The organism is Polynucleobacter corsicus, from assembly GCF_018688255.1.
Lineage (GTDB): Bacteria > Pseudomonadota > Gammaproteobacteria > Burkholderiales > Burkholderiaceae > Polynucleobacter > Polynucleobacter corsicus.
In genome coordinates, this window is record NZ_CP061314.1 from 1,593,319 (window position 1) to 1,612,049 (window position 18,731).

Consider the following 18,731-nt stretch of genomic DNA (forward strand, 5'->3'; position numbering starts at 1 on the left):
GTTTTATAGAGCCATTAGGACATTCATGAATTCAGCTGCCAATAAAGTAGCCCTAGTCACAGGGGCTGGAACAGGTATCGGAAAAGCCGCAGCAAAAGCACTGTTGCAAGGTGGATTTAGAGTTGTTCTGACCGGTCGAAATCTCGAGAAGCTCAACTTAGCCATTCATGATATTGGTGGGAGCAGTCAAAACTGCCTCGCAGTGAGCTGCGATGTCGGCAAACCAGAGCAAGTAAAAACCCTATTTACAGAAATCCAAAAACAGTTTGGCCGCATTGACGCGCTCTTCAACAATGCCGGCATGGGAGCGCCAGCTATTCCCATGGAAGAGCTGAGCTATGAACAGTGGATGAATGTGGTTAATGCCAATCTCTGCGGCGCTTTCTTATGCTCTCAAGAGGCCATCCGCATGATGAAGGCTCAGTCTCCGCAAGGTGGCCGAATTATTAATAATGGCTCCATCTCTGCACATGCGCCCCGTCCAATGTCTGCACCATACACCGCCACTAAACATGCCATGACTGGATTAACTAAATCTATTGCATTGGATGGTCGCCCATTCAATATTACCTGCGGTCAAATCGATATAGGTAATGCCGGCACTGAAATGACTATTCCCATGGCTGCTGGTATTTTGCAGCCAGATGGCTCAAAGAAGATTGAGCCACTCATGGATGTAGATCATGTTGGACAAGCCGTCTTGCATATGGCCCAGCTCCCCTTAGAGAGCAATATTCTGTCGATGACCATTATGGCAAGCAATATGCCATTTATTGGTCGGGGCTAATTAGGGCCTAATCTGCCCAATGACGAGGCGGGCATTGGAAGTGCCTACCTTAATTGTTTGCGGTGCAGATATCAAATCGCCAGATTCTGGCATTGCCATTCCCGTTTTGGAAATACGCACCTCAACTGATACTTCAGGCAGTTGAGAAATCAATGCATTGGGACTCATTGCTAAAGCATCATTCAAAACAAAGTTGATTGGGAATGCAGTAACCGGAGTTTTGAGAACAGCCACTGGCATGCGCTCGCCTGGCTTACGGGCAATCACCATCAAAACATCACCTGCTTTAATTTTGGACTTCAGCTCTGGTGCAATGTCTACCTGTCCAGTCACGCTTGCACCTTGATTACTGATTGCTGGCTTACTAACTGGTGCAAGGCTACCCTTGCTACGCGCCTCTGCAATAGAGGCTGCAATCGCACGAGCCTCATCGGACTCGGCGGGCAATAGCTTTGCTAACTTCTCCCAAGACTGCACTGCAGCCTTATAGTTCTGCGCATTAAAAGCGGCAGTTCCAGAAAGCCAAAGGGCTAATAAATTATTAGGATCCTGAGCTAATGCCTTATTAATCAATTGCTGTGGCTTACCAGCAAAATTACCATTCGCGTTGGCTGCTAAGACATCGGCATAGTCAGCCAATAATTGTGGGTCTGAATCAACAAATGAGCCGGCACGAGCGTAGGCATTTGCAGCCTCGGTATTGCGGCCTAAAATCCGATAGGAGCGCGCCAGCATAGCCCAGCCCTTGAGATTGTCAGGCTCCTTGTCCATCTTGGCAGCGAACTCATCAACCATCTTTTCAACTGACTCTTGAGTCATCGGCTTCTCAGTACTCTTCTGGGCAATCTGAGCGGCATCACCTAGGTAGAAATAGAAACCCCCTGAGAGTATTGCCACAAAAAGACAAATCCCAATGATGGTTTTTTTAGGAGAGCCCAGTACCGCATGATCATCGGCTTCATCCGTATCCTGAAAAAGCCGCTGACGCATTTCTGCATGAGTCTGCTCATAGCTTCGGCTATCTACTGTACCCGCCAAACGATCAGCCTCGAGCTTATCAAGCTCTTCCCGATAGATGGCTGCATTCATCTGGCGACGCGAGGTTGAGGATTCTTTCGCAGGAAAAAACAATGGGCGCAATAACAGCACCAAGACTAGGATCAATAAAAGAAAAGCGGAGATTACAAAACTAGTCATGTTATTTTTCTATTGAACTGGACTTGGCATCCTGAAGTAGTTCATCAATGCGACGATTATCCGCTTCAGATAGTGTGGTGCTAGGTACGGCTTTATTTCTGCGACGTAGATACACCATCAAGCCAATAATTCCTGCGAGCAAAATTATAAAAGGGCCTATCCATAAGAGCCAGGTGATTGGCTTCACAGGGGGACGATATAGGACGAAGTCCCCATAACGCTCCACCATAAAATTCCGAATTTGCTCGTCTGTCTTGCCCTCATTAATCAGGATGCGAATTTCTCGGCGCAAATCATTTGCCAAATCAGAGCGTGAACCTGCAAGAGATTCATTCTGACAAACTAAGCAGCGCATTTCTTCTGAAATCACAATCAGACGCTGCTCCGTGACAGGGTCATCAGCCAAAGGCACTGCATCTTTAGCAGACGCACTGATAGAGCACAGCACAATAAAAGTGAGTAAGAGGGATTGAAGTGTCTTTTTCAACATTATTTGAGCTCATCCAACAAAGGAATGATCTTCTTACGAAGTAATTCCATCGTGATTGGTCCAATATGCTTAAACCGAATGACGCCAGTCTTGTCAATCACGTAGGTCTCTGGAACGCCATAGACGCCATAATCAATACCTACGCGACCATTGGCATCAAAAGCTGACAATAGGTAGGGGTTGCCTTGACGAGCAAGCATAGTCATCGCATCGTCACGCTTATCTTTGTAATCCAATCCAATAATTGGCGCTAATTGCAATTTACCCAGCTCAACAAGAACGGGGTGCTCCTCACGGCAAGCAACACACCAAGAAGCCCAGACATTCAAAATCCAAGGCCTGCCTTTCATACTCGCTGGTGAAAAGGTTTTTTGAGGATCTGCCAGCTGAGGTATTTCAAAGGCGGGTGCTTGCTTACCAATTAGTGGCGAAGGTATTTCCTGTGGGTCACGATTCAAGCCTACCGCTAAAAATCCAACCAGAATGACAAACAAAATCAGTGGGATTAAAAACTTGGCTTTCATGCTGCTACCTTCTTCAACTTCATACGATAGCGCTTATCAGACATTGCCAGCAAACCACCCAAAGCCATCAGTACACAACCGCCCCAAATCCAATCCACAAATGGCTTGTAATACACTCGCACTGCCCAGGCTTTATCTTCCAACTCTTCACCCAATGAAATATAAATATCTCGGGTGAGACCTGCATCAATCGCCGCCTCAGTCATAGGCATCGTTGATGAAAAATAATTACGCTTTTCTGGGTACATCGTAGTTTCTAGTTTCCCGTTGCGGGTTAATAAGAAAGTGCCTTGTATCGCTTTATAGTTGGGGCCAGGAACGGCTCTAACGCCCTGAAGCTGAATATCGTAGCCACCGACACTAACGCTTTCACCAGCGAGCATACGCACATCTTTTTCCTCTTGATAGGCACCCACCATGGTGACGCCAATCGTAAAGACTGCTATCCCCAAATGCGCTACCTGCATACCAATAAATGAACGCGTTGGCTTACCTGCTTTTGCTTGACGAATAATTTGTAATACGCCAGAAGTAATCACCCAGAAAGCCAATAAGAAACCAAGGCTGCTAAGCCATGTAAATGCACCCATAGCAAACGGAATTAAAGCCGCTGCAATCACTGCGACCAGGGCTGCAATCCATAAGCGCTTAATCACATCCAAGAGATTAGAGTTCTTCCAGCTTGTCCAAGGCCCAATTCCCATCAGCACTAACAATGGGATCATGATGGGTACAAAGACACTATTGAAATATGGAGGCCCTACTGAGATCTTTCCTAAATGCAGAGCATCAATCAATAAAGGGTAGAGAGTACCTAAGAGTACTGAAGCAGCGGATACCACCAAGAAAACGTTACCTAGCAAGATAAAGGTTTCACGGGATGTTAGGCTGAACTTACCACCAAGGGTACTTTTGGGAGCGCGCCAAGCATAAAGCGTCAAAGAAGAGCCCACCACCAGCACCAAGAAAATCAAAATAAAGACGCCGCGCGTAGGATCAGTTGCAAACGCATGAACTGAAGTGAGCACTCCAGATCGAACTAGGAAGGTTCCCAAAAGCGATAGTGAGAAAGCAGTAATTGCCAATAACACTGTCCAACTCTTAAAGCCGCCACGCTTCTCTGTAACCGCAAGCGAATGAAGCAAAGCGGTACCAACTAGCCAGGGAATGAATGATGCATTCTCAACAGGATCCCAGAACCACCAACCACCCCAACCGAGTTCGTAATAAGCCCACCAAGAACCTAGTGCAATACCGAGCGTGAGAAATACCCAAGCAGCCGTTGTCCATGGACGCGACCAGCGTGCCCAAGCAGCATCTAAACGTCCGGATAACAAAGAGGCAATCGCAAATGCAAACGCTACTGAAAAGCCAACATACCCCATGTACAACATTGGCGGATGAAAGACCAAACCTGGATCTTGCAGTAGAGGATTGAGAGATCGTCCATCCTGAGCGGCTGGCAGCAGTCTCTCAAAAGGATTGGAGGTGGCGAGCACAAATAGCAGTAGGCCGGTAGTCACCAAACCCAATACGCCAATCACTCGCGCCACCATAAACTCATCTAGCGCCTTCGAAAGCTGGGAAACTAAAAATGTCCAAGTAGACAATAAGAAGATCCACAGTAACAAGGAGCCTTCATGACCGCCCCATACCGCACCCAAGCGATAAATGACGGGCATTTGTGAATTGGAATGCTCTGCTACATAAAGAACAGAAAAATCATTTGAGTAAAAGCTCCAGGCCAAAATCACAAAGGCAATACCAAGCAATAGGAAAACAGTTTGTGCGGCTGGCCTAGCTAAGATAATCCATTCACGGCGACTTTGATGTGCGCCAACCAATGGCAGTGTCCCCTGAATGATGGCGATACATAAGGCCAGTATTAATGCGTAATGCCCAAATTCAGGAATCATTATTTATTTCCATTTTTTTGAGCCTGCTCTAAAGCATGCTTTGCCTCTGGAGGCATATAGTTCTCATCGTGCTTAGCCAATACTTCACTCGCAACGAATTTTCCACTTGGGTCAAGGCGACCTTGAATGACTGCGCCCTTACCCTCTTTAAACAAATCCGGAAGAATGCCAGTGTAGGCCACCGGAATATCTTTCACCATATCGGTAATCACAAAGTTCACCGTTAAGCCATCCCGCTTAACCGATCCATCCTTGACCATGCCACCAATACGGAAGACTTGACCAGATGGTGACTTACCGGCAGCAACCTCACTCGGGGTGACGTACAGAGCAATATTGCTGTTAAGGGCATTCAAAATTAATACTGCCGCGATGCTAATGGCAATTAGTGCGCCAACAATAATGGCAGCTCGCTTATATCTTGGTTTCACTTGCTACCCTTTTGATCAAACTGCTCCGCTAACACTTCACGTTGCAGTCTGCGTACGATTTTCTTATGGCGTGCGCGAACAGCCAGGGGCTCCAATAAGAACACCAGAGCACAGGCACCAAAGCTGCACCATACATAGGGGGCATAACCACCCATGGCAAAGAATTCAGCCGAACTATTCCACATTACCGCTTCACCTCATTTAATTGCCTAACCCAATCAGTATGAGCCTCGCGCTCCAAAATGATGGCGCGCACACGCATTAACCCTACTGCAATTGAGTACATCCATAAGCATAAGGCCATTAACAACATCCCCCAAAGCATGGTCTGAGCCATGGCTGGTGCTTTAGTTAGCGAAACAGAGGCGCCTTGATGCAAGGTATTCCACCATTTCACTGAAAAATAAATAATAGGTACATTCACCACGCCTACCAAGGCGAGGATCGCGCCCGCTTTATCGGCACGGCGCACATTATCAATAGAGGCCTGGAGGGCGATAAAACCGAGATACAAAAACAGTAGGATTAATTCCGAAGTTAAGCGCGCGTCCCATACCCACCAAGCGCCCCACATCGGCTTACCCCAAAATGCACCAGTCCACAGAGATAAGAAAGCCATCAAGGCGCCGATCGGAGCCAGTGCCTGAGCCATCATGGCTGATAGACGAGTATTAAATATCAGACCTAATCCAGCCCATGCGGCCATCACCACGTAGATGAACATCGACATCCAAGAAGCGGGAACATGAACAAAAATGATGCGATAACCCTGACCTTGCACTGCATCTACTGGCGCCACAAAGAAACTTACCCACAAGCCGGCAGCTCCAAAAATAATGGTGAGTGCCCAGAACCAAGGAATCATTTTTCCAGCCAGCGGATAGAAAGCGCTCGGACTCGAAAATTTGAACCAGCTCATTACGTGACTAGAAGATAAATTATTTATATTACTCATTCAATAGCAATCTTTACAGCGCTCGCACTAACCCAAGGTACAAATGCTAATGCCAAAATCAATAAAGCGCCTAACAGTGAAAAATGCCCCGTGATATCCAGTCCTACACTGCTAGCGTATACGGCGCCAGCCCCAAAAATTAACACCGGAATATAGAGCGGCAAGATCAACAGACTCATCAATACGCTACCACCCCTTACCCCTAGGGTGAGGGCAGCCCCAACCGAGCCTAGCAATGATAAAACAGGTGTTCCGAGCAATAAGGCGGCCATCAGCACCTTTAAGGACTGGGCATCTAAGTCAAACTGAATGCCGATCACCGGCGCCAACAAAACCAAAGGTAGCCCACACACCAGCCAATGAGCGACGATCTTGCCAAATACTAAGGCGGTAAATGAATTCGGGGACAAGACCAGTTGCTCTAGGGTGCCGTCTGCGTAATCTGCTGCAAACATCCGCTGCAAACCCAGCAAGGTTGAGAGCAAGGCTGCAACCCAAATCACGCCAGGCGCAATCTTTCTTAGCAAGGCAGTATCAGCACCAATCCCCAATGGAAATAAGCTCGTCACAATCACAAAGAAAAACAATGCAGTGAGAACCTCGCTCTTACGACGCATCACTAGCAATAGATCACGATGGACGATAGCAATAAAGGCGTTCATAGATCCAATACTCGCAGACCGGAAACAGCTAAGGGCTGATGACTAGTCAGCACGACCAAACCATTGCCCTGAAGATGCTCGACAATCAAATCTTGTAACTCTCCCACGGCATGGGTGTCTAGGGCGTTAAAGGGTTCATCCAAAATCCAGATCTGCGCCCGTCGCGTTAGCATACGCGCCATCAAAACACGTTTTTTCTGTCCAGCTGATAAACAATGGACAGGCAGATCTTCGCGCCCCTTCAGACCAAATCGCCATAAGCTAGCAAAAGCGTCTTGCTCGGAGAGTGCAATGCCATCAATCGCCGCATACATGCGCAAATTCTCAATGGCACTAAGATCTTCTTTTAGCGCATCTCGATGACCCAAAAACAATAGCTTGCTGTGATATTCCGATACTGGTTTTTTGATAGGATGACCACACCAAAGAACCTCTCCAGAATCAGGAGCAGCCAAGCCAGTGAGCAAGCGCAATAGACTTGTTTTACCTACGCCATTCTCGCCACGAATATGGAGGCACTGCCCAGCAAATAACTCTAAATCGAGGCCTGAGAAAAGCGCTCTATCACCGCGCACGCAAGAAATTCCCCGAGCCTCGAGGGCTGCGGTTGCAGTTGCTGGGAAGGGGGAATTGGTCGCTGTCATTGGAAGAAATGGCTTGAATCAAACCACCTCAGGCATTGTCCAAGACCCACTTGGGGCTGTCAAACCACCTAAAACAGTATTCAAAGAATAAATTTCTTTTAATTCAAGCGCTTAGCCAATTATATGCGGAGTGAGGGAGAAGCACTCCGCACTTGAATCATGCTGCTATTCAGGCTTAATACCGGCGCTTTTAATAATCTTGCCCCAGAGGACTGATTCTTTCTTCTGAAATGACCCAAAGGATTCGGGTGACATGGCGTAATACTTAGCCCCTTCTGCCTCTAGCTTTTTCTGCACGGCTGGCTGTTGCATAATTTTTCCCACCTCAGCATTGAGCTTCTTCACAATTGCAGGGGGCGTGCCTGCGGGAGCAAATAAGCCAATCCAATTTTTGACATCGAATCCAGGCAGTGTCTCACTCATACAAGGTAAATCGGGCATCGAAGGATCTCTTGTGGCACCGGTAACTGCTAAGCCACGTAATTTATCGCTCTTCACATAAGGCAGAATTGTGGGCATCGTGGCGAACATTAATTGAGTTTGGCCGCCAATCAAATCCGTAATTGCCAATGCATTTCCCTTGTAAGGAATGTGCGTCATATCCACCTTTGCAGTGAGAATAAAAAGCTCTCCTGCCAAATGACTAGCGGTACCGATGCCACCAGATCCATAAGATACTTTTCCTGGATTAGCTTTGATGTAGCTAATGAGCTCACTGACATTTTTTACCGGGACGCTAGGATTAACAGCCAATAAACCTTCGGCATCAAGCACAAAAGCTACTGGTACAAAATCCTTGAAGGGGTCATAAGGCATGCTCTTTACTAAAAAGGGGTTTACTGCGTGCGTACCAATACTGCCCATAATCAAGATGTAGCCATCTGCCGGTGATTTGGCCACAAAATCAGCCCCGATATTACCTCCACTACCCGTTTTATTTTCTACTATTACCGGCTGCCCAAAAGCTTCGCTTAATCCCTGGGCAATGATTCGTGAAAATCCATCCGCGATACCACCAGTAGCAAATGGGGAGATGATTTTAATTTGATGATTTGGATAAGTCGCTACTTGAGCAATCGCAGCTTGAGTGAATAAACTTGAACCCAAAATGAGGGCCAGGAAAAACTTTTGCATATGATTTTTCTGAAGATATTTAAGGGAGCGGTGCAACTGATAGACCCTGTACCTGATATTGGCTAATGAGATCAGCCACCAAGCCAGATCTAATGAATTCTTCTACACAATTATTCAAAAACTCAACCGACTCTAGGTGGGGTTTTTGTGTGGCAATCGCCTGCTGTATTCCAGTAAATTGGCCATCCAAAATTCTGGATCCAGGAATATCTTGAGAAGCAGCAACTAGGCCAGTTTTCAAGCCTGCCAGAGCATCTAATTTCTCACTGACAAACAATTCATTGCTGGCTTTCACACTATCAGCATGAACTAAGCTGGCATGTTTAAGATTACGCTGTAACCATAAGTCATAAGCACTTTTGTAAAAAGATGCAATCCTCACTCCTGGCTGATCTACCTGTGACAACTCAGTGATGGGAGAGTTGGCGGGAACCAAATAGCAAGCCTCTAGCTCGACATAAGCAGGAGTAAAAGTGACCTTCTGAGCGCGCGCGGGGTCAGAGCCCAATAAGGAGATGCCACATCTGCCGCTGACGGCAGCCTCGACAACTTCGTCTTGCGTATTAAATCCCTGCAAACTTAACTCCACACCCAAGTGTTTTGCAATCGCCCGGCAAATATCAGGCGCAATCCCAATAGGCTCCCCAGAAGGTGATCGACCAGTAACTAATAAGAAGTTGCCTAAATACACCGCAGCAGACAGAACCCCATTAGGCGCGAGTTGCATCCTCACTTCAGGCGAAATAGGGCTCATAAAATTCCTATTTAACAGCGCATTCAATTAATTAGAACTGAACTGTCTGCCCCTCAGTCATGGGAACAATCTTAATTGCGCTACCCTTCATAGCCTCTTGGAATTCCGCCAAGGTACCCTTTGCCAATGGATTGGAGTTGTAATGCATTGGTATCACCATTTTTGGCTTCACCCAAGTACGTAAGGCATAAGCAGCATCATCTGGTGCCATAGTGAAATTACCGCCAATGGGGATCATGACTAAATCTGGCTTGTAATGCTCACCAATAAATTTCATATCACCAAAAAGCCCCGTATCACCCATGTGCCAAATTTTGAAGCCATTCTCAAGCTCAATAATGTAGCCCATCGCCTCACCTGCTGGGTGCGACTCCATCTTTTCAGTTGCCGGATTTTTCCACACTAGCAAGGAGGAGTGCTCAGCCTGTACTGCCGTAACCTTAATACCAGGTAATGGCGTCACACGGCCAGTTTTGTTGAAGCGATAACCAAGATCAGCCGGCAATATCCCCAGAGTAATTAATGGAGTCACCATATCTGCAGGTCCGTATAGCTTGGTGTTATTCATTTTTGCAAGCGCAGGTGCGTCACCAATGTGGTCGACGTGAGCATGCGTTACCAATAGCAAATCAATCGGGCCAATAGCAGACAAATCATTCTTATAAATAGCGGGAGTTTTAGGGCCGCCAGTAATCCATGGGTCGATCAAGATGGTCTTGCCCCCAGGACTTTTAATACGAAATCCAGCCTGTCCTAACCACAAAACTTCTGTTGCGGGCTGCGCACTAGATTTACCCGGCGCTTGAGCTTGGGCAGATACTGAGGAAACCATTAAGAATGCAGCAGCAATCCCAACTAAAAAAGTATTCAACAAAATATATCTACGCATTACTGCCTCCGAGTTTTTTAATTGATCTTGTCAAACTATAGCCGAGAAAGTGGAATTGAGTTTTTGGATCTCAGTTTATGTGGCACTGCATCAATTGATAGATGTTGCCTGTCTCCAATAAAAAAACCCCGCCTTAGCGGGGCTCTGATAACTCAACATTTCGTTTACGGCGTAATGACGATCGCGCCCGAAACTTTTCTACCTTCTGCTGCTTTGTGCGCATCAGCAGCCTGCTCAAGCTTAAACTTGGCACCAATCTGCACTTTCACACGACCCTGAGCAATCGCATCAAATACTGCGCGAGCATTTTCTTGTAGCAACTCGGGAGTGGCGTTGTGCGGGAATACGGAAGGTCTAGTTAAGAAGAGACAACCCTTCTTATTCAGAATCTCCGGCTGAATCTCTGGAGCAGGTCCAGAGGCAGCGCCGAATAAGGCGACCGTGCCAAATGGTGCAGCACAATCGAGTGATCCCAAGAAAGTAGTCTTAGCAACTGAGTCATAAACTACATTCGCTTTACGACCGCCTGTTGCCTTCATAAACTCTTCGACCCAATTTGGTTTTGAGTAGTCCACTACAGCATCACAGCCCGCTTCTTTGGCTGCGGCAAACTTGGCTTCAGATCCTACGGTACCCACTACAAAGGCACCCAAAGATTTTGCCCATCCCGATAGAATTTGGCCAACACCACCAGCGGCAGCGTGAACTAAGACGACATCCCCAGACTTCACCTTATAAGTTTTTTGAACTAAGTATTGGGCAGTCATTGCTTTGAAAAACACAGCAGCAGCAATTTCATCAGATACATTATCTGGTACTGAAACCAATTTATCCACTGCAACATTGCGCGCACTGGCATAAGCACCAATACCGGCATTCATGTAGGTCACACGATCGCCTATCTTGAATCGAGTAACGCCTTCACCAAGTGCTTCAACTACACCGACCGCCTCATGACCTAAACCCGTTGGCAGTTCCAAGGGATAAACACCAGAGCGCTGGTACACATCTATAAAGTTAAAACCAATGGCGGTTTGACGAAGTTGCACTTCGCCTTTACCAGGAGCTGGAAGCTCTTTATCGATTAACTGAATCACATCGGCATTGCCGAGTTCCGAAAGACTAACAATTCGAGCAGTTGTCACAAGTCACCTTATTATTTTTATAAAAAATTATCTTACTGCAAGCGAGGAAGAGACGGTCTCATCCTCCTCAACGATAGCCCAGGTACTATCCCCAAGCTTTTTGACCGCCATCGAATAAGTCCAGGCGTCCGGAATACCACAGCTCCACTGATCAGGCCCGTTCTGAATCAATACATTGCTGCCAATGCGGCTGTCGAAGTAGAGATGGTAGGTTTTTCCATGAAGGGGATTAAAACTAAATTTGGCACTATGAACCATTTCTGTGGCATCCAAACGAGCCTGAAGAGAGCGTGCCTGCTTCATTAATACTTCAGCCTGCTCCATGATGCGATCGTATTCAAGCTTGGCGTTCTGGCGTGCGACATTGACCGCCTTGTCTTTTTCTTCTAAGACCTTAATCGGTGCAAATACAGGTGCACCCACTTCCATGGGATATTCAATACCAGCATGCCGTGCTGGATCAGTATCTTCAATTCTCATAACTTTTTAACCTGCTGATTTATATAGTGAAAGTGTGACACAAATTCACAAAATGCGTTTTTTCCAGCTATAAATAGGGTAAGACTCTTACAAGGAGTTTAAATCCCCTAAAAGGCCTTTGGCATGGAGCACGATTGCCTGCTGATCGATATCGCTAATACGGGATAGGTTGGCAGTCATCAACCGAGTACGCGGGCTTGCCTCAAATTGGGTGCGATGCTTAATGAGAAAGTTCCAATAGAGGGTAGTCATCGGGCAGGCGCCCTCCCCAAATCGAATATCAGGCTTATATTGGCAAGAGCCGCAATAGTTGCTCATTCTCTTAATGTAGGCGCCACTGGCAATATAAGGCTTACTAGTGAAGCGGCCACCGCTCGCAAATAAGGCCATACCCGCCGTATTGGGCAACTCTACCCACTCAATCGCATCAACATACACCGCCAAATACCAATCGCAAACCTCTTTTGGCAAGACTTCTGCAAGCAATGCAAAGTTACCAGTCACCATCAGGCGTTGAATATGGTGGGCATACCCATACTCCAGCGTTTGGCCTATCGCCTGCTGCATACACTTCATCTTGGTGTTGCCAGTCCAATACCAGGAAGGCAATGCATTCTGATGACCGTAAAAATTATCAAGCGCCATTTGCGGCATATCTAGGTAGTACATGCCTCGTACAAATTCTCGCCAACCTAGGATTTGACGAATAAACCCTTCTACCGTCGCCAATTCCAAATCATACTTTTTCCAAGAAACCAAAACGGCATCAATCACTTCTCTGGGGTTGAGCAACTTCAAATTCAATGAACTCGATAACAGTGAGTGCCAACCAAACGGTGTGTCCGTCCACATCGCATCTTCATAAATACCAAACGTTGCTAAGCGGTGCTCAACAAATCCTGTCAGAGCTTGCAGCGCATCTTGACGGGTTACTGGCCACTGAAAATGCGCTAGCGATCCAGGATGATCCGGGTAGCGCTTCTCCACTTCAGCCAACACAGTTTTAGTAATAGCATCTGGTGCAAATAGTTCTGGAGGTGGAATTAAGCCAGGGCCCTTCTTTGGAAAAGGTTTGCGATTATCTCGATCGAAGTTCCACTGCCCGCCCTCAGGGTTACCCTCTTGATCAATCAAGATCCCATGGGTTTTACGCAGGAGTCTATAAAAGTACTCCAGTCGCAACTCTTTTTTATTGGCAACCCATTCTTTAAATTCTGCATGTGTGCAATAAAAATGGCTGTCTTGCCGCATTTCTAGAACAATGTTGAGTTCTGCGGCCAAAGCTTCAATCGATTGCTTAAGGCGCCACTCCCCAGGCTCAACACAAACCAGATGCGTGAATTTACCGCTGCTAATCTTTTGACTAAGCTCCTCAACAATAGTCTTGGGCGAATGTTGAATATAGGTGAGAGTAAAACCCAATTCTTTTAGATGCTCAGCAAAGTGGCGCATTGCCGATAAAAATAGAGCAATCCGCGCCTTATGAGACCAAACGTGCTGCGCTTCATTAGCAGACTCAACCATCAGCACTTCATCTGCTTTAGGGTTGATGTCTTTTAAGGCGGCACTATCGATATCTAGTTGATCGCCTAAAATCAGTATGAGCTTTTTCAAGCCAGCGCCCTTTGCCGTGACATAGATAAAAGGATTTGAGAGATCATCAATTAGCGTTTATAAAAACTCAAAGTGACTTCACCCAAGTCAATCCCAAATTTACTCATCTTGGCTTTATTGAGCATGACCTTAGGCGTTACTAAATACATCCAATCATTAAATTGCACGTGATAGATTGTGCCGTCTACTGGCAAGGCCAAGGTGTATGACCAATTGAGAGCATTACCAGCCGATTCACCTAGCGCATCTCCCACCACATCATCAGCCCTACCAATATATTTACCAGGAGCAGTTTCAGTCAAAGTCCAGATACGCTTTTGCTTCGTACCATCAGAATATTCAAAGCTTTCGTCGAGGGTGCCTACCTTCTTACCATCAACCACTTTCCACTGCGCCACTAACAGTACAGTAAACCGTTTTTTGACTTCACCACTGCGGTCAGTAAAGATCCCATAAGCATCGATCGTGCCATTAAAGTACTCGCTTAGATCAAGATTCGGTTTCTCATTAGCGTACTGCGTTACCGAAGGTGATGAGCAAGCAAATAGGCCTGTGATTATTAAACCTAAAAACATCCATTTTGTAGCGATATAAGTTTTACGCATTTAACATGCTCCTGAAATGAGTTGTGGGGGACAACCTTGCCCTAATAAGTCCGCCCTGAGTTTGGGTGCACTAGTTTTTGAATCAAGCCAAACACCAAAAAAAGCTTTTGCAAAATCATTGCCCTGGATTTGAGATATTTTTTTGCCTTCATAAAAGAAACTGGTTCCCTGCTTTAGGGTATAGACGGCAGAAATAGTCTGGCCAGGCTCCACATTAGGGAAAAAACTTGCCAGCTCTTTGCCCCAAGACGTTGCTTGAGCATCGGCTACGCCTAAGTTTTTCATCTCTTGTGCCGTGCGGTTAGCGAGTGCTTCGCCAGAAAAGGCTCTCTGGTATTTCAGCTCAAGTGCAAACTCTTGAGAATCCTGAGTCGCACTCCGATATAGACTGGCATCGTAAACATGAAACCCCCAAAAGTTCAACCTACCCAAACCTTGCAATTGGACTTGACCCATCATGCTCTTAATATGTGGCGGCTCTTTGGCAAGGCTCATTGGAGCGAGCGTACTGAGCGCTAAAGTGATCACTAATTTATCAAGCAGCTTCATATCTCTAACCCTTTCTATTGACGAGTCGCAGAGCAAGCGGTCCTAAGAGCGCTGAAATTGTATGGCGATACTTTGCAAAGAATCGATAAGCCACATTCCAAAGTGGCTTGAGTGCGGGTCTAGAAAAAAGCCACGCGAGCTTGGGCAGATCGGCACGACGATAGGCTTCCGAAAATACATCCACACCCTCAAGCAGTTCGCCATCATCATATTGCGCACACATGGAAGCCAAAGCTTGCTTGCAAGAGACGCCTACGCGCTCAGGCGAATACTGGTCCGAGTTGATATCAACAAAGCTTAGTAGTCCCGCTTGATTACGTCCCGAAAGGAATTGAATTTCTGCCTGACATAAAGGACAAAGACCGTCATAGAACATGGTGAGCTTTTTCATGACGTTTATTTTTGCTTGTACTGAGTTGCGCAGTAGGCGCGGTTCACCAACTTACTACGCAGAGCGATATGCTTAGTTGATCTGCCGGTAACTCGCTTGCGCCATAATTCAAAAGAGTTGCGTTTGAGATTCTTTCTCATCAAAGCAATGACTTGAGGCTCGGAGTATCCAAAAGTAGCTTCAATAGCTTCAAAAGGAGTGCGATCCTCCCAAGCCATCTCAATTAACCTGGAGAGGTCAGCTTCTGATAATGCTTGGGGTAGGCGGGTCGTCATCAAGCAAGTTTAAGACTTATTCAATAAACTGGCTGAGACCCCTTTCATTGCAACTTTTATGCCACTCATTCCCATACCCTTCCGTGCACTCGTGATTGGCTCCTCTGGAACCATTGGCACCGCCTTTGTAGAGTTACTGCAAGCTGATCCAGAGTGCACTGAGGTGTTTGGCATACATCGCTCATCTGCCAGTCCGATTGATTATCAAGATCTCAGCACAATTGAAGAGGCGGCTAAGACTTTTGCTGGAGAAGCTCCTTTTCAGCTCATTATTAATACCATTGGGATATTGCACTCTGCGGATTGGATGCCCGAGAAAAAACTAGATGATCTCAATGCCCAACAGTTGCAAACTTTATTACAGGTCAATACCATTGGCCCTGGACTAACAATCAAGTATTTCTCCAAATTACTCGATCCAGCGGGATCCGTTATGGCAACCCTCTCCGCTAAAGTAGGTAGCATTGAGGACAATCGATTGGGTGGCTGGTTTAGCTATCGAGCCTCTAAGGCTGCCCTAAATATGCTGATCAAAACAGCCTCAATAGAATTTGCCAGAACCAAACCCAATACGGCCTTAGTGGCCCTGCATCCGGGAACGGTAAACTCCCGTTTATCTAAGCCCTTTAAGGGCGAACAAATAGGTAGACCTGCTTTGGATGCGGCAAGCGATATGCTTGCGGTATTACTCTCACTTCAAAAAACTGATTCAGGTAGTTTTCTGAGTTACTCCGGAGAAAAGTTACCTTGGTAGCTCAACCATAATGATGAAATTTTTACCCCCATTACTTGTTGTACTAACGACCCTCATTGGAGCTCAAGGTAGCGCTCTCGCTCAAACTGAGTTGGCCAGTGCAATGCAAGATGGTCAGCACGTCTTACTCATGCGGCATGCCGATGCACCAGGGTATGGAGACCCTAAAGGCTATCAATTAACGCAGTGCTCCACCCAACGCAATCTGGGTGAAGCAGGCAAGCGCCAGGCTCGGCTGACTGGCGAGTGGCTAGCCAAGCAGGGCATTAGCAAAGCGCAGGTCTATAGCAGCCCCTGGTGTCGTTGCCTTGATACGGCAATTCTTCTGAATAAGGGTGCCGTTACCAAGGAGGCAGCCTTGGGTTCTTTTTTCGACGACATGAGTCAGGCCAAAAAACAAACTGATGATTTAGCTAAGCTGATTCAGGAAGAGCGCATCAAATATCCTAAAGCACCGATCATCATGGTGACCCACCATGTCAATATCCAATCCTTTACCGGCAAGGTTGTTAATTCAGGGGATATGGTTTTGGTAAAAGTAAATTCATCTGGGCAAGCTTTGTCCCATAAGCTCTACCCTAGCCCGTAGCTTGATGCATCAATCTATCAATCGTCCATACATCACCACTTAAAGAGCATTCATGTCCACTGAACTACCCCTCAATGTTTTAGGTCAACCCTTGGTTGCCTGCTCGTTTGATCCGCTTACTGGATTTTTTAGAGATGGTTGCTGCAAGACCAATGAACAAGATCTTGGTAGTCACTTAGTCTGTGCAATTGTGAGTAATGACTTTCTACAATTTAGCCTCAAGCGTGGCAACGATCTCATTACCCCACGTCCTGAATATCAGTTCCCAGGACTGATTGCTGGAGATCAGTGGTGTCTTTGTTTGAATCGCTGGATTGAGGCATTAGAAGCCAACTGCGCACCTAGGATTAAGTTAGAGAGCACACACATCAAAGCTTTGGAGAAAGTCTCACTAGAAATACTAGAACAATATGCAGCGGTAGAGCAGTTATGAAACCCTATTGGGGTGAGAGCCAAAGTTTGCGATAGATTTCTTTTGGATCGTGGTCTTGAGTTTGCTTGGCTACATTAAAAGGTCTACCACCCCTTGGATCCGTTCCGCGCCCAGCAATATAAAGCCAATTTCCTTGATTACTATAGACGTCATAATCAAGTAGCTGAGACTCAAACCACGCTGCACCTGCACGCCAATCGCCTTTCATATCGTATATCCAGTAACTAGCCACAATCTGACGCAATCGGTTCGATAGATAACCACTCTGCTGCAACTCGCGCATACCCGCATCAACTAAGGCACTGCCCGTAGTGCCCGTGCGCCATTGTTCAAAGCTGGGTGCATATGATGGTTTTACGGGTACGCCAGTTAAACCACTGGCGCGATACAACTTCTGACCATATTTGAAATGAATAAAACGGAAGTAGTCGCGCCAAAGTAATTCAAACCAAAGCCAATAGGTCCCATCATTAGCGCCATAGTGATTTTCATACTCGTTAATTTGCGCTGCGATATCCCGGGCTGAAATGCAACCCAAAGCCAACCATGCTGAAAACTTGCTGGAGTAATCTCTACCAATGAGTTGATTGCGTGTCTCCTTATAACTATCAGGAAGGCGTCGCTCTAGATATTGACTGAGGTGCGCTTGTGCGGCAGTAGCGCCTCCTAGAAAGAAAGGGTGAGCATCAGATTGAGGGCTACAGGACGATATTGAACTCTGAGCTAAGACTGCCGGCAACATCGGAATCTGCTGAGGCGCCTTGATGGGCTGAGCGAACTTGAGTTGCGCCCGCTCAATATCACGACGAAACGCCGTAAATACATCGGGCATTTTTTCCAAGGCAAAAGGAAGATGTTGTGGATCCAACATGCTCGATTGCCAAAATTCTTCAACATCAACACCCTGCTCTCGCATTATTCGAACTTGTTCAATTTCTTCAGGGGCTTCGATTTGCTCACAATAGATTGCGATTGCAGCAGTATCTTTGACTAGCTGCAGCAGTACTTCCGCCGACTTACCAGATAACTCGAATAGGTCTGACCCTTGAGCTTGAAGCTGAGCCTTTAAATCACCTAAGGATGCCCTTAAAAAAGTCTGCCGGTGGGAGTCTTGTCGCTCAAAGCCATAAACCTTCTCCTGCTCTTTTGAATCATGCACATAAACCGGCAAGAGCTGGTCAGCTTTTAAGCATGCTTGTACAAAGGCAGGATTATCTGCCAAACGTAAATCATTTCGAAACCAATAGATGATGACTGTCACTTATTCTTTCCACTAGTGCTGGCTGCGATGTTTGTAGTTGATTTTTTAGAGCGGCAAGCATCAGAGCAGTACTTCACCTCATCCCAGTTTTTAGCCCAGGACTTACGCCAAGTCATTTCTTTGCCGCAGACCACACAAGTCTTACTAGGCAGAAATGATTTGTTTCCTTTAAAACCCAATTTTTCAGCTCGAGTCATACTTCCCTATTGAAAAACGAATAGACTATTCAACACATTTAAGAGCCAAGAAAAG

At 46.4% G+C, this 18,731-nt stretch carries 25 protein-coding genes; 4 read left to right on the forward strand and 21 right to left on the reverse strand.

What is annotated here, in order from left to right; genetic code table 11:
* Window positions 1-25: 25 nt before the first annotated feature.
* The gene (locus C2747_RS08260; RefSeq protein WP_215331160.1) at window positions 26-787 is read left to right on the forward strand and encodes an SDR family oxidoreductase; all 762 of its coding nucleotides are present in this window, start codon (window positions 26-28) and stop codon (window positions 785-787) included.
* Here C2747_RS08260 and ccmI read toward each other — a convergent pair whose 3' ends face one another.
* The 19 genes from ccmI to C2747_RS08355 form a co-directional block, all read right to left on the reverse strand.
* Complete coding sequence (gene ccmI / locus C2747_RS08265; protein ID WP_215331162.1) at window positions 788-1,984, reverse strand: c-type cytochrome biogenesis protein CcmI; 1,197 nt, start codon at window positions 1,982-1,984, stop codon at window positions 788-790.
* A gap of 1 nt (window position 1,985) precedes the next feature.
* On the reverse strand, window positions 1,986-2,474 hold the full coding sequence (locus C2747_RS08270; protein ID WP_215331164.1) for a cytochrome c-type biogenesis protein: 489 nt from the start codon (window positions 2,472-2,474) through the stop codon (window positions 1,986-1,988).
* Window positions 2,474-2,998 carry a DsbE family thiol:disulfide interchange protein gene (locus C2747_RS08275; RefSeq protein WP_215331166.1) on the reverse strand — a complete coding sequence of 175 codons (525 nt, stop codon included), beginning with the start codon at window positions 2,996-2,998 and terminating at the stop codon, window positions 2,474-2,476. The genes C2747_RS08270 and C2747_RS08275 overlap by 1 nt, the downstream gene beginning before the upstream one ends.
* Window positions 2,995-4,914, reverse strand: coding sequence for a heme lyase CcmF/NrfE family subunit (locus C2747_RS08280; protein ID WP_215331168.1), 1,920 nt, complete (start codon window positions 4,912-4,914; stop codon window positions 2,995-2,997). The genes C2747_RS08275 and C2747_RS08280 overlap by 4 nt, the downstream gene beginning before the upstream one ends.
* A complete protein-coding gene (ccmE, locus tag C2747_RS08285) occupies window positions 4,914-5,345 on the reverse strand; it encodes a cytochrome c maturation protein CcmE (RefSeq protein WP_215331170.1) in 432 nt (143 codons plus the stop codon). Before ccmE ends, C2747_RS08280 begins: the two co-directional genes overlap by 1 nt.
* Entirely contained in the window at window positions 5,342-5,530 is a 189-nt protein-coding gene (ccmD, locus tag C2747_RS08290) for a heme exporter protein CcmD (protein WP_215331172.1), read from the reverse strand. Before ccmD ends, ccmE begins: the two co-directional genes overlap by 4 nt.
* Window positions 5,530-6,264, reverse strand: a complete 735-nt coding sequence (ccmC, locus tag C2747_RS08295; protein ID WP_433915494.1) for a heme ABC transporter permease CcmC — start codon at window positions 6,262-6,264, stop codon at window positions 5,530-5,532. Before ccmC ends, ccmD begins: the two co-directional genes overlap by 1 nt.
* A gap of 32 nt (window positions 6,265-6,296) precedes the next feature.
* Window positions 6,297-6,962, reverse strand: a complete 666-nt coding sequence (gene ccmB, locus C2747_RS08300) for a heme exporter protein CcmB (protein WP_215331176.1) — start codon at window positions 6,960-6,962, stop codon at window positions 6,297-6,299.
* A complete protein-coding gene (gene ccmA / locus C2747_RS08305) occupies window positions 6,959-7,606 on the reverse strand; it encodes a cytochrome c biogenesis heme-transporting ATPase CcmA (protein WP_215331178.1) in 648 nt (215 codons plus the stop codon). The genes ccmB and ccmA overlap by 4 nt, the downstream gene beginning before the upstream one ends.
* Before the next feature lie 165 nt (window positions 7,607-7,771).
* Entirely contained in the window at window positions 7,772-8,740 is a 969-nt protein-coding gene (locus C2747_RS08310) for a Bug family tripartite tricarboxylate transporter substrate binding protein (protein WP_215331180.1), read from the reverse strand.
* A gap of 19 nt (window positions 8,741-8,759) precedes the next feature.
* Window positions 8,760-9,494: a transporter substrate-binding domain-containing protein gene (locus C2747_RS08315; protein ID WP_215331182.1), complete on the reverse strand. Its 735-nt coding sequence runs from the start codon at window positions 9,492-9,494 to the stop codon at window positions 8,760-8,762.
* A gap of 31 nt (window positions 9,495-9,525) precedes the next feature.
* The gene (locus C2747_RS08320; protein WP_215331184.1) at window positions 9,526-10,383 is read right to left on the reverse strand and encodes a metal-dependent hydrolase; all 858 of its coding nucleotides are present in this window, start codon (window positions 10,381-10,383) and stop codon (window positions 9,526-9,528) included.
* 164 nt (window positions 10,384-10,547) lie between these two features.
* Window positions 10,548-11,528 (reverse strand): quinone oxidoreductase family protein, encoded by a 981-nt coding sequence (locus C2747_RS08325; RefSeq protein ID WP_215331186.1) that lies wholly within the window; start codon window positions 11,526-11,528, stop codon window positions 10,548-10,550.
* A 27-nt stretch (window positions 11,529-11,555) separates the two neighbouring features.
* On the reverse strand, window positions 11,556-12,008 hold the full coding sequence (locus C2747_RS08330) for a DUF2452 domain-containing protein (protein WP_215331188.1): 453 nt from the start codon (window positions 12,006-12,008) through the stop codon (window positions 11,556-11,558).
* A gap of 87 nt (window positions 12,009-12,095) precedes the next feature.
* Window positions 12,096-13,622 (reverse strand): cryptochrome/photolyase family protein, encoded by a 1,527-nt coding sequence (locus C2747_RS08335; RefSeq protein WP_215331190.1) that lies wholly within the window; start codon window positions 13,620-13,622, stop codon window positions 12,096-12,098.
* Between the two features lie 50 nt (window positions 13,623-13,672).
* Entirely contained in the window at window positions 13,673-14,227 is a 555-nt protein-coding gene (locus C2747_RS08340; protein WP_215331192.1) for a DUF3833 domain-containing protein, read from the reverse strand.
* Window positions 14,228-14,776 (reverse strand): chalcone isomerase family protein, encoded by a 549-nt coding sequence (locus tag C2747_RS08345; RefSeq protein WP_215331194.1) that lies wholly within the window; start codon window positions 14,774-14,776, stop codon window positions 14,228-14,230.
* Window positions 14,777-14,780: 4 nt separating this feature from the next.
* Window positions 14,781-15,167: a thiol-disulfide oxidoreductase DCC family protein gene (locus C2747_RS08350; protein WP_215331196.1), complete on the reverse strand. Its 387-nt coding sequence runs from the start codon at window positions 15,165-15,167 to the stop codon at window positions 14,781-14,783.
* Between the two features lie 5 nt (window positions 15,168-15,172).
* On the reverse strand, window positions 15,173-15,442 hold the full coding sequence (locus tag C2747_RS08355) for a TIGR03643 family protein (protein WP_215331198.1): 270 nt from the start codon (window positions 15,440-15,442) through the stop codon (window positions 15,173-15,175).
* A 58-nt stretch (window positions 15,443-15,500) separates the two neighbouring features.
* Here C2747_RS08355 and C2747_RS08360 point away from each other — a divergent pair, with 58 nt between their 5' ends.
* The 3 genes from C2747_RS08360 to C2747_RS08370 are packed head-to-tail and all read left to right on the forward strand — an operon-like array spanning window position 15,501 to window position 17,218.
* Entirely contained in the window at window positions 15,501-16,196 is a 696-nt protein-coding gene (locus C2747_RS08360; protein ID WP_215331200.1) for an SDR family NAD(P)-dependent oxidoreductase, read from the forward strand.
* 13 nt (window positions 16,197-16,209) lie between these two features.
* On the forward strand, window positions 16,210-16,785 hold the full coding sequence (locus C2747_RS08365) for a histidine phosphatase family protein (RefSeq protein WP_251374739.1): 576 nt from the start codon (window positions 16,210-16,212) through the stop codon (window positions 16,783-16,785).
* Between the two features lie 52 nt (window positions 16,786-16,837).
* Entirely contained in the window at window positions 16,838-17,218 is a 381-nt protein-coding gene (locus C2747_RS08370) for a DUF2237 family protein (RefSeq protein WP_215331204.1), read from the forward strand.
* 4 nt (window positions 17,219-17,222) lie between these two features.
* Here the strand turns inward: C2747_RS08370 and C2747_RS08375 are convergent, their stop codons facing one another.
* Both C2747_RS08375 and C2747_RS08380 read right to left on the reverse strand, forming a co-directional pair.
* On the reverse strand, window positions 17,223-18,479 hold the full coding sequence (locus C2747_RS08375; RefSeq protein ID WP_215331206.1) for a DASH family cryptochrome: 1,257 nt from the start codon (window positions 18,477-18,479) through the stop codon (window positions 17,223-17,225).
* Window positions 18,476-18,676 carry a DUF2256 domain-containing protein gene (locus C2747_RS08380; RefSeq protein ID WP_215331208.1) on the reverse strand — a complete coding sequence of 67 codons (201 nt, stop codon included), beginning with the start codon at window positions 18,674-18,676 and terminating at the stop codon, window positions 18,476-18,478. Before C2747_RS08380 ends, C2747_RS08375 begins: the two co-directional genes overlap by 4 nt.
* Between the last annotated feature and the right edge of the window lie 55 nt (window positions 18,677-18,731).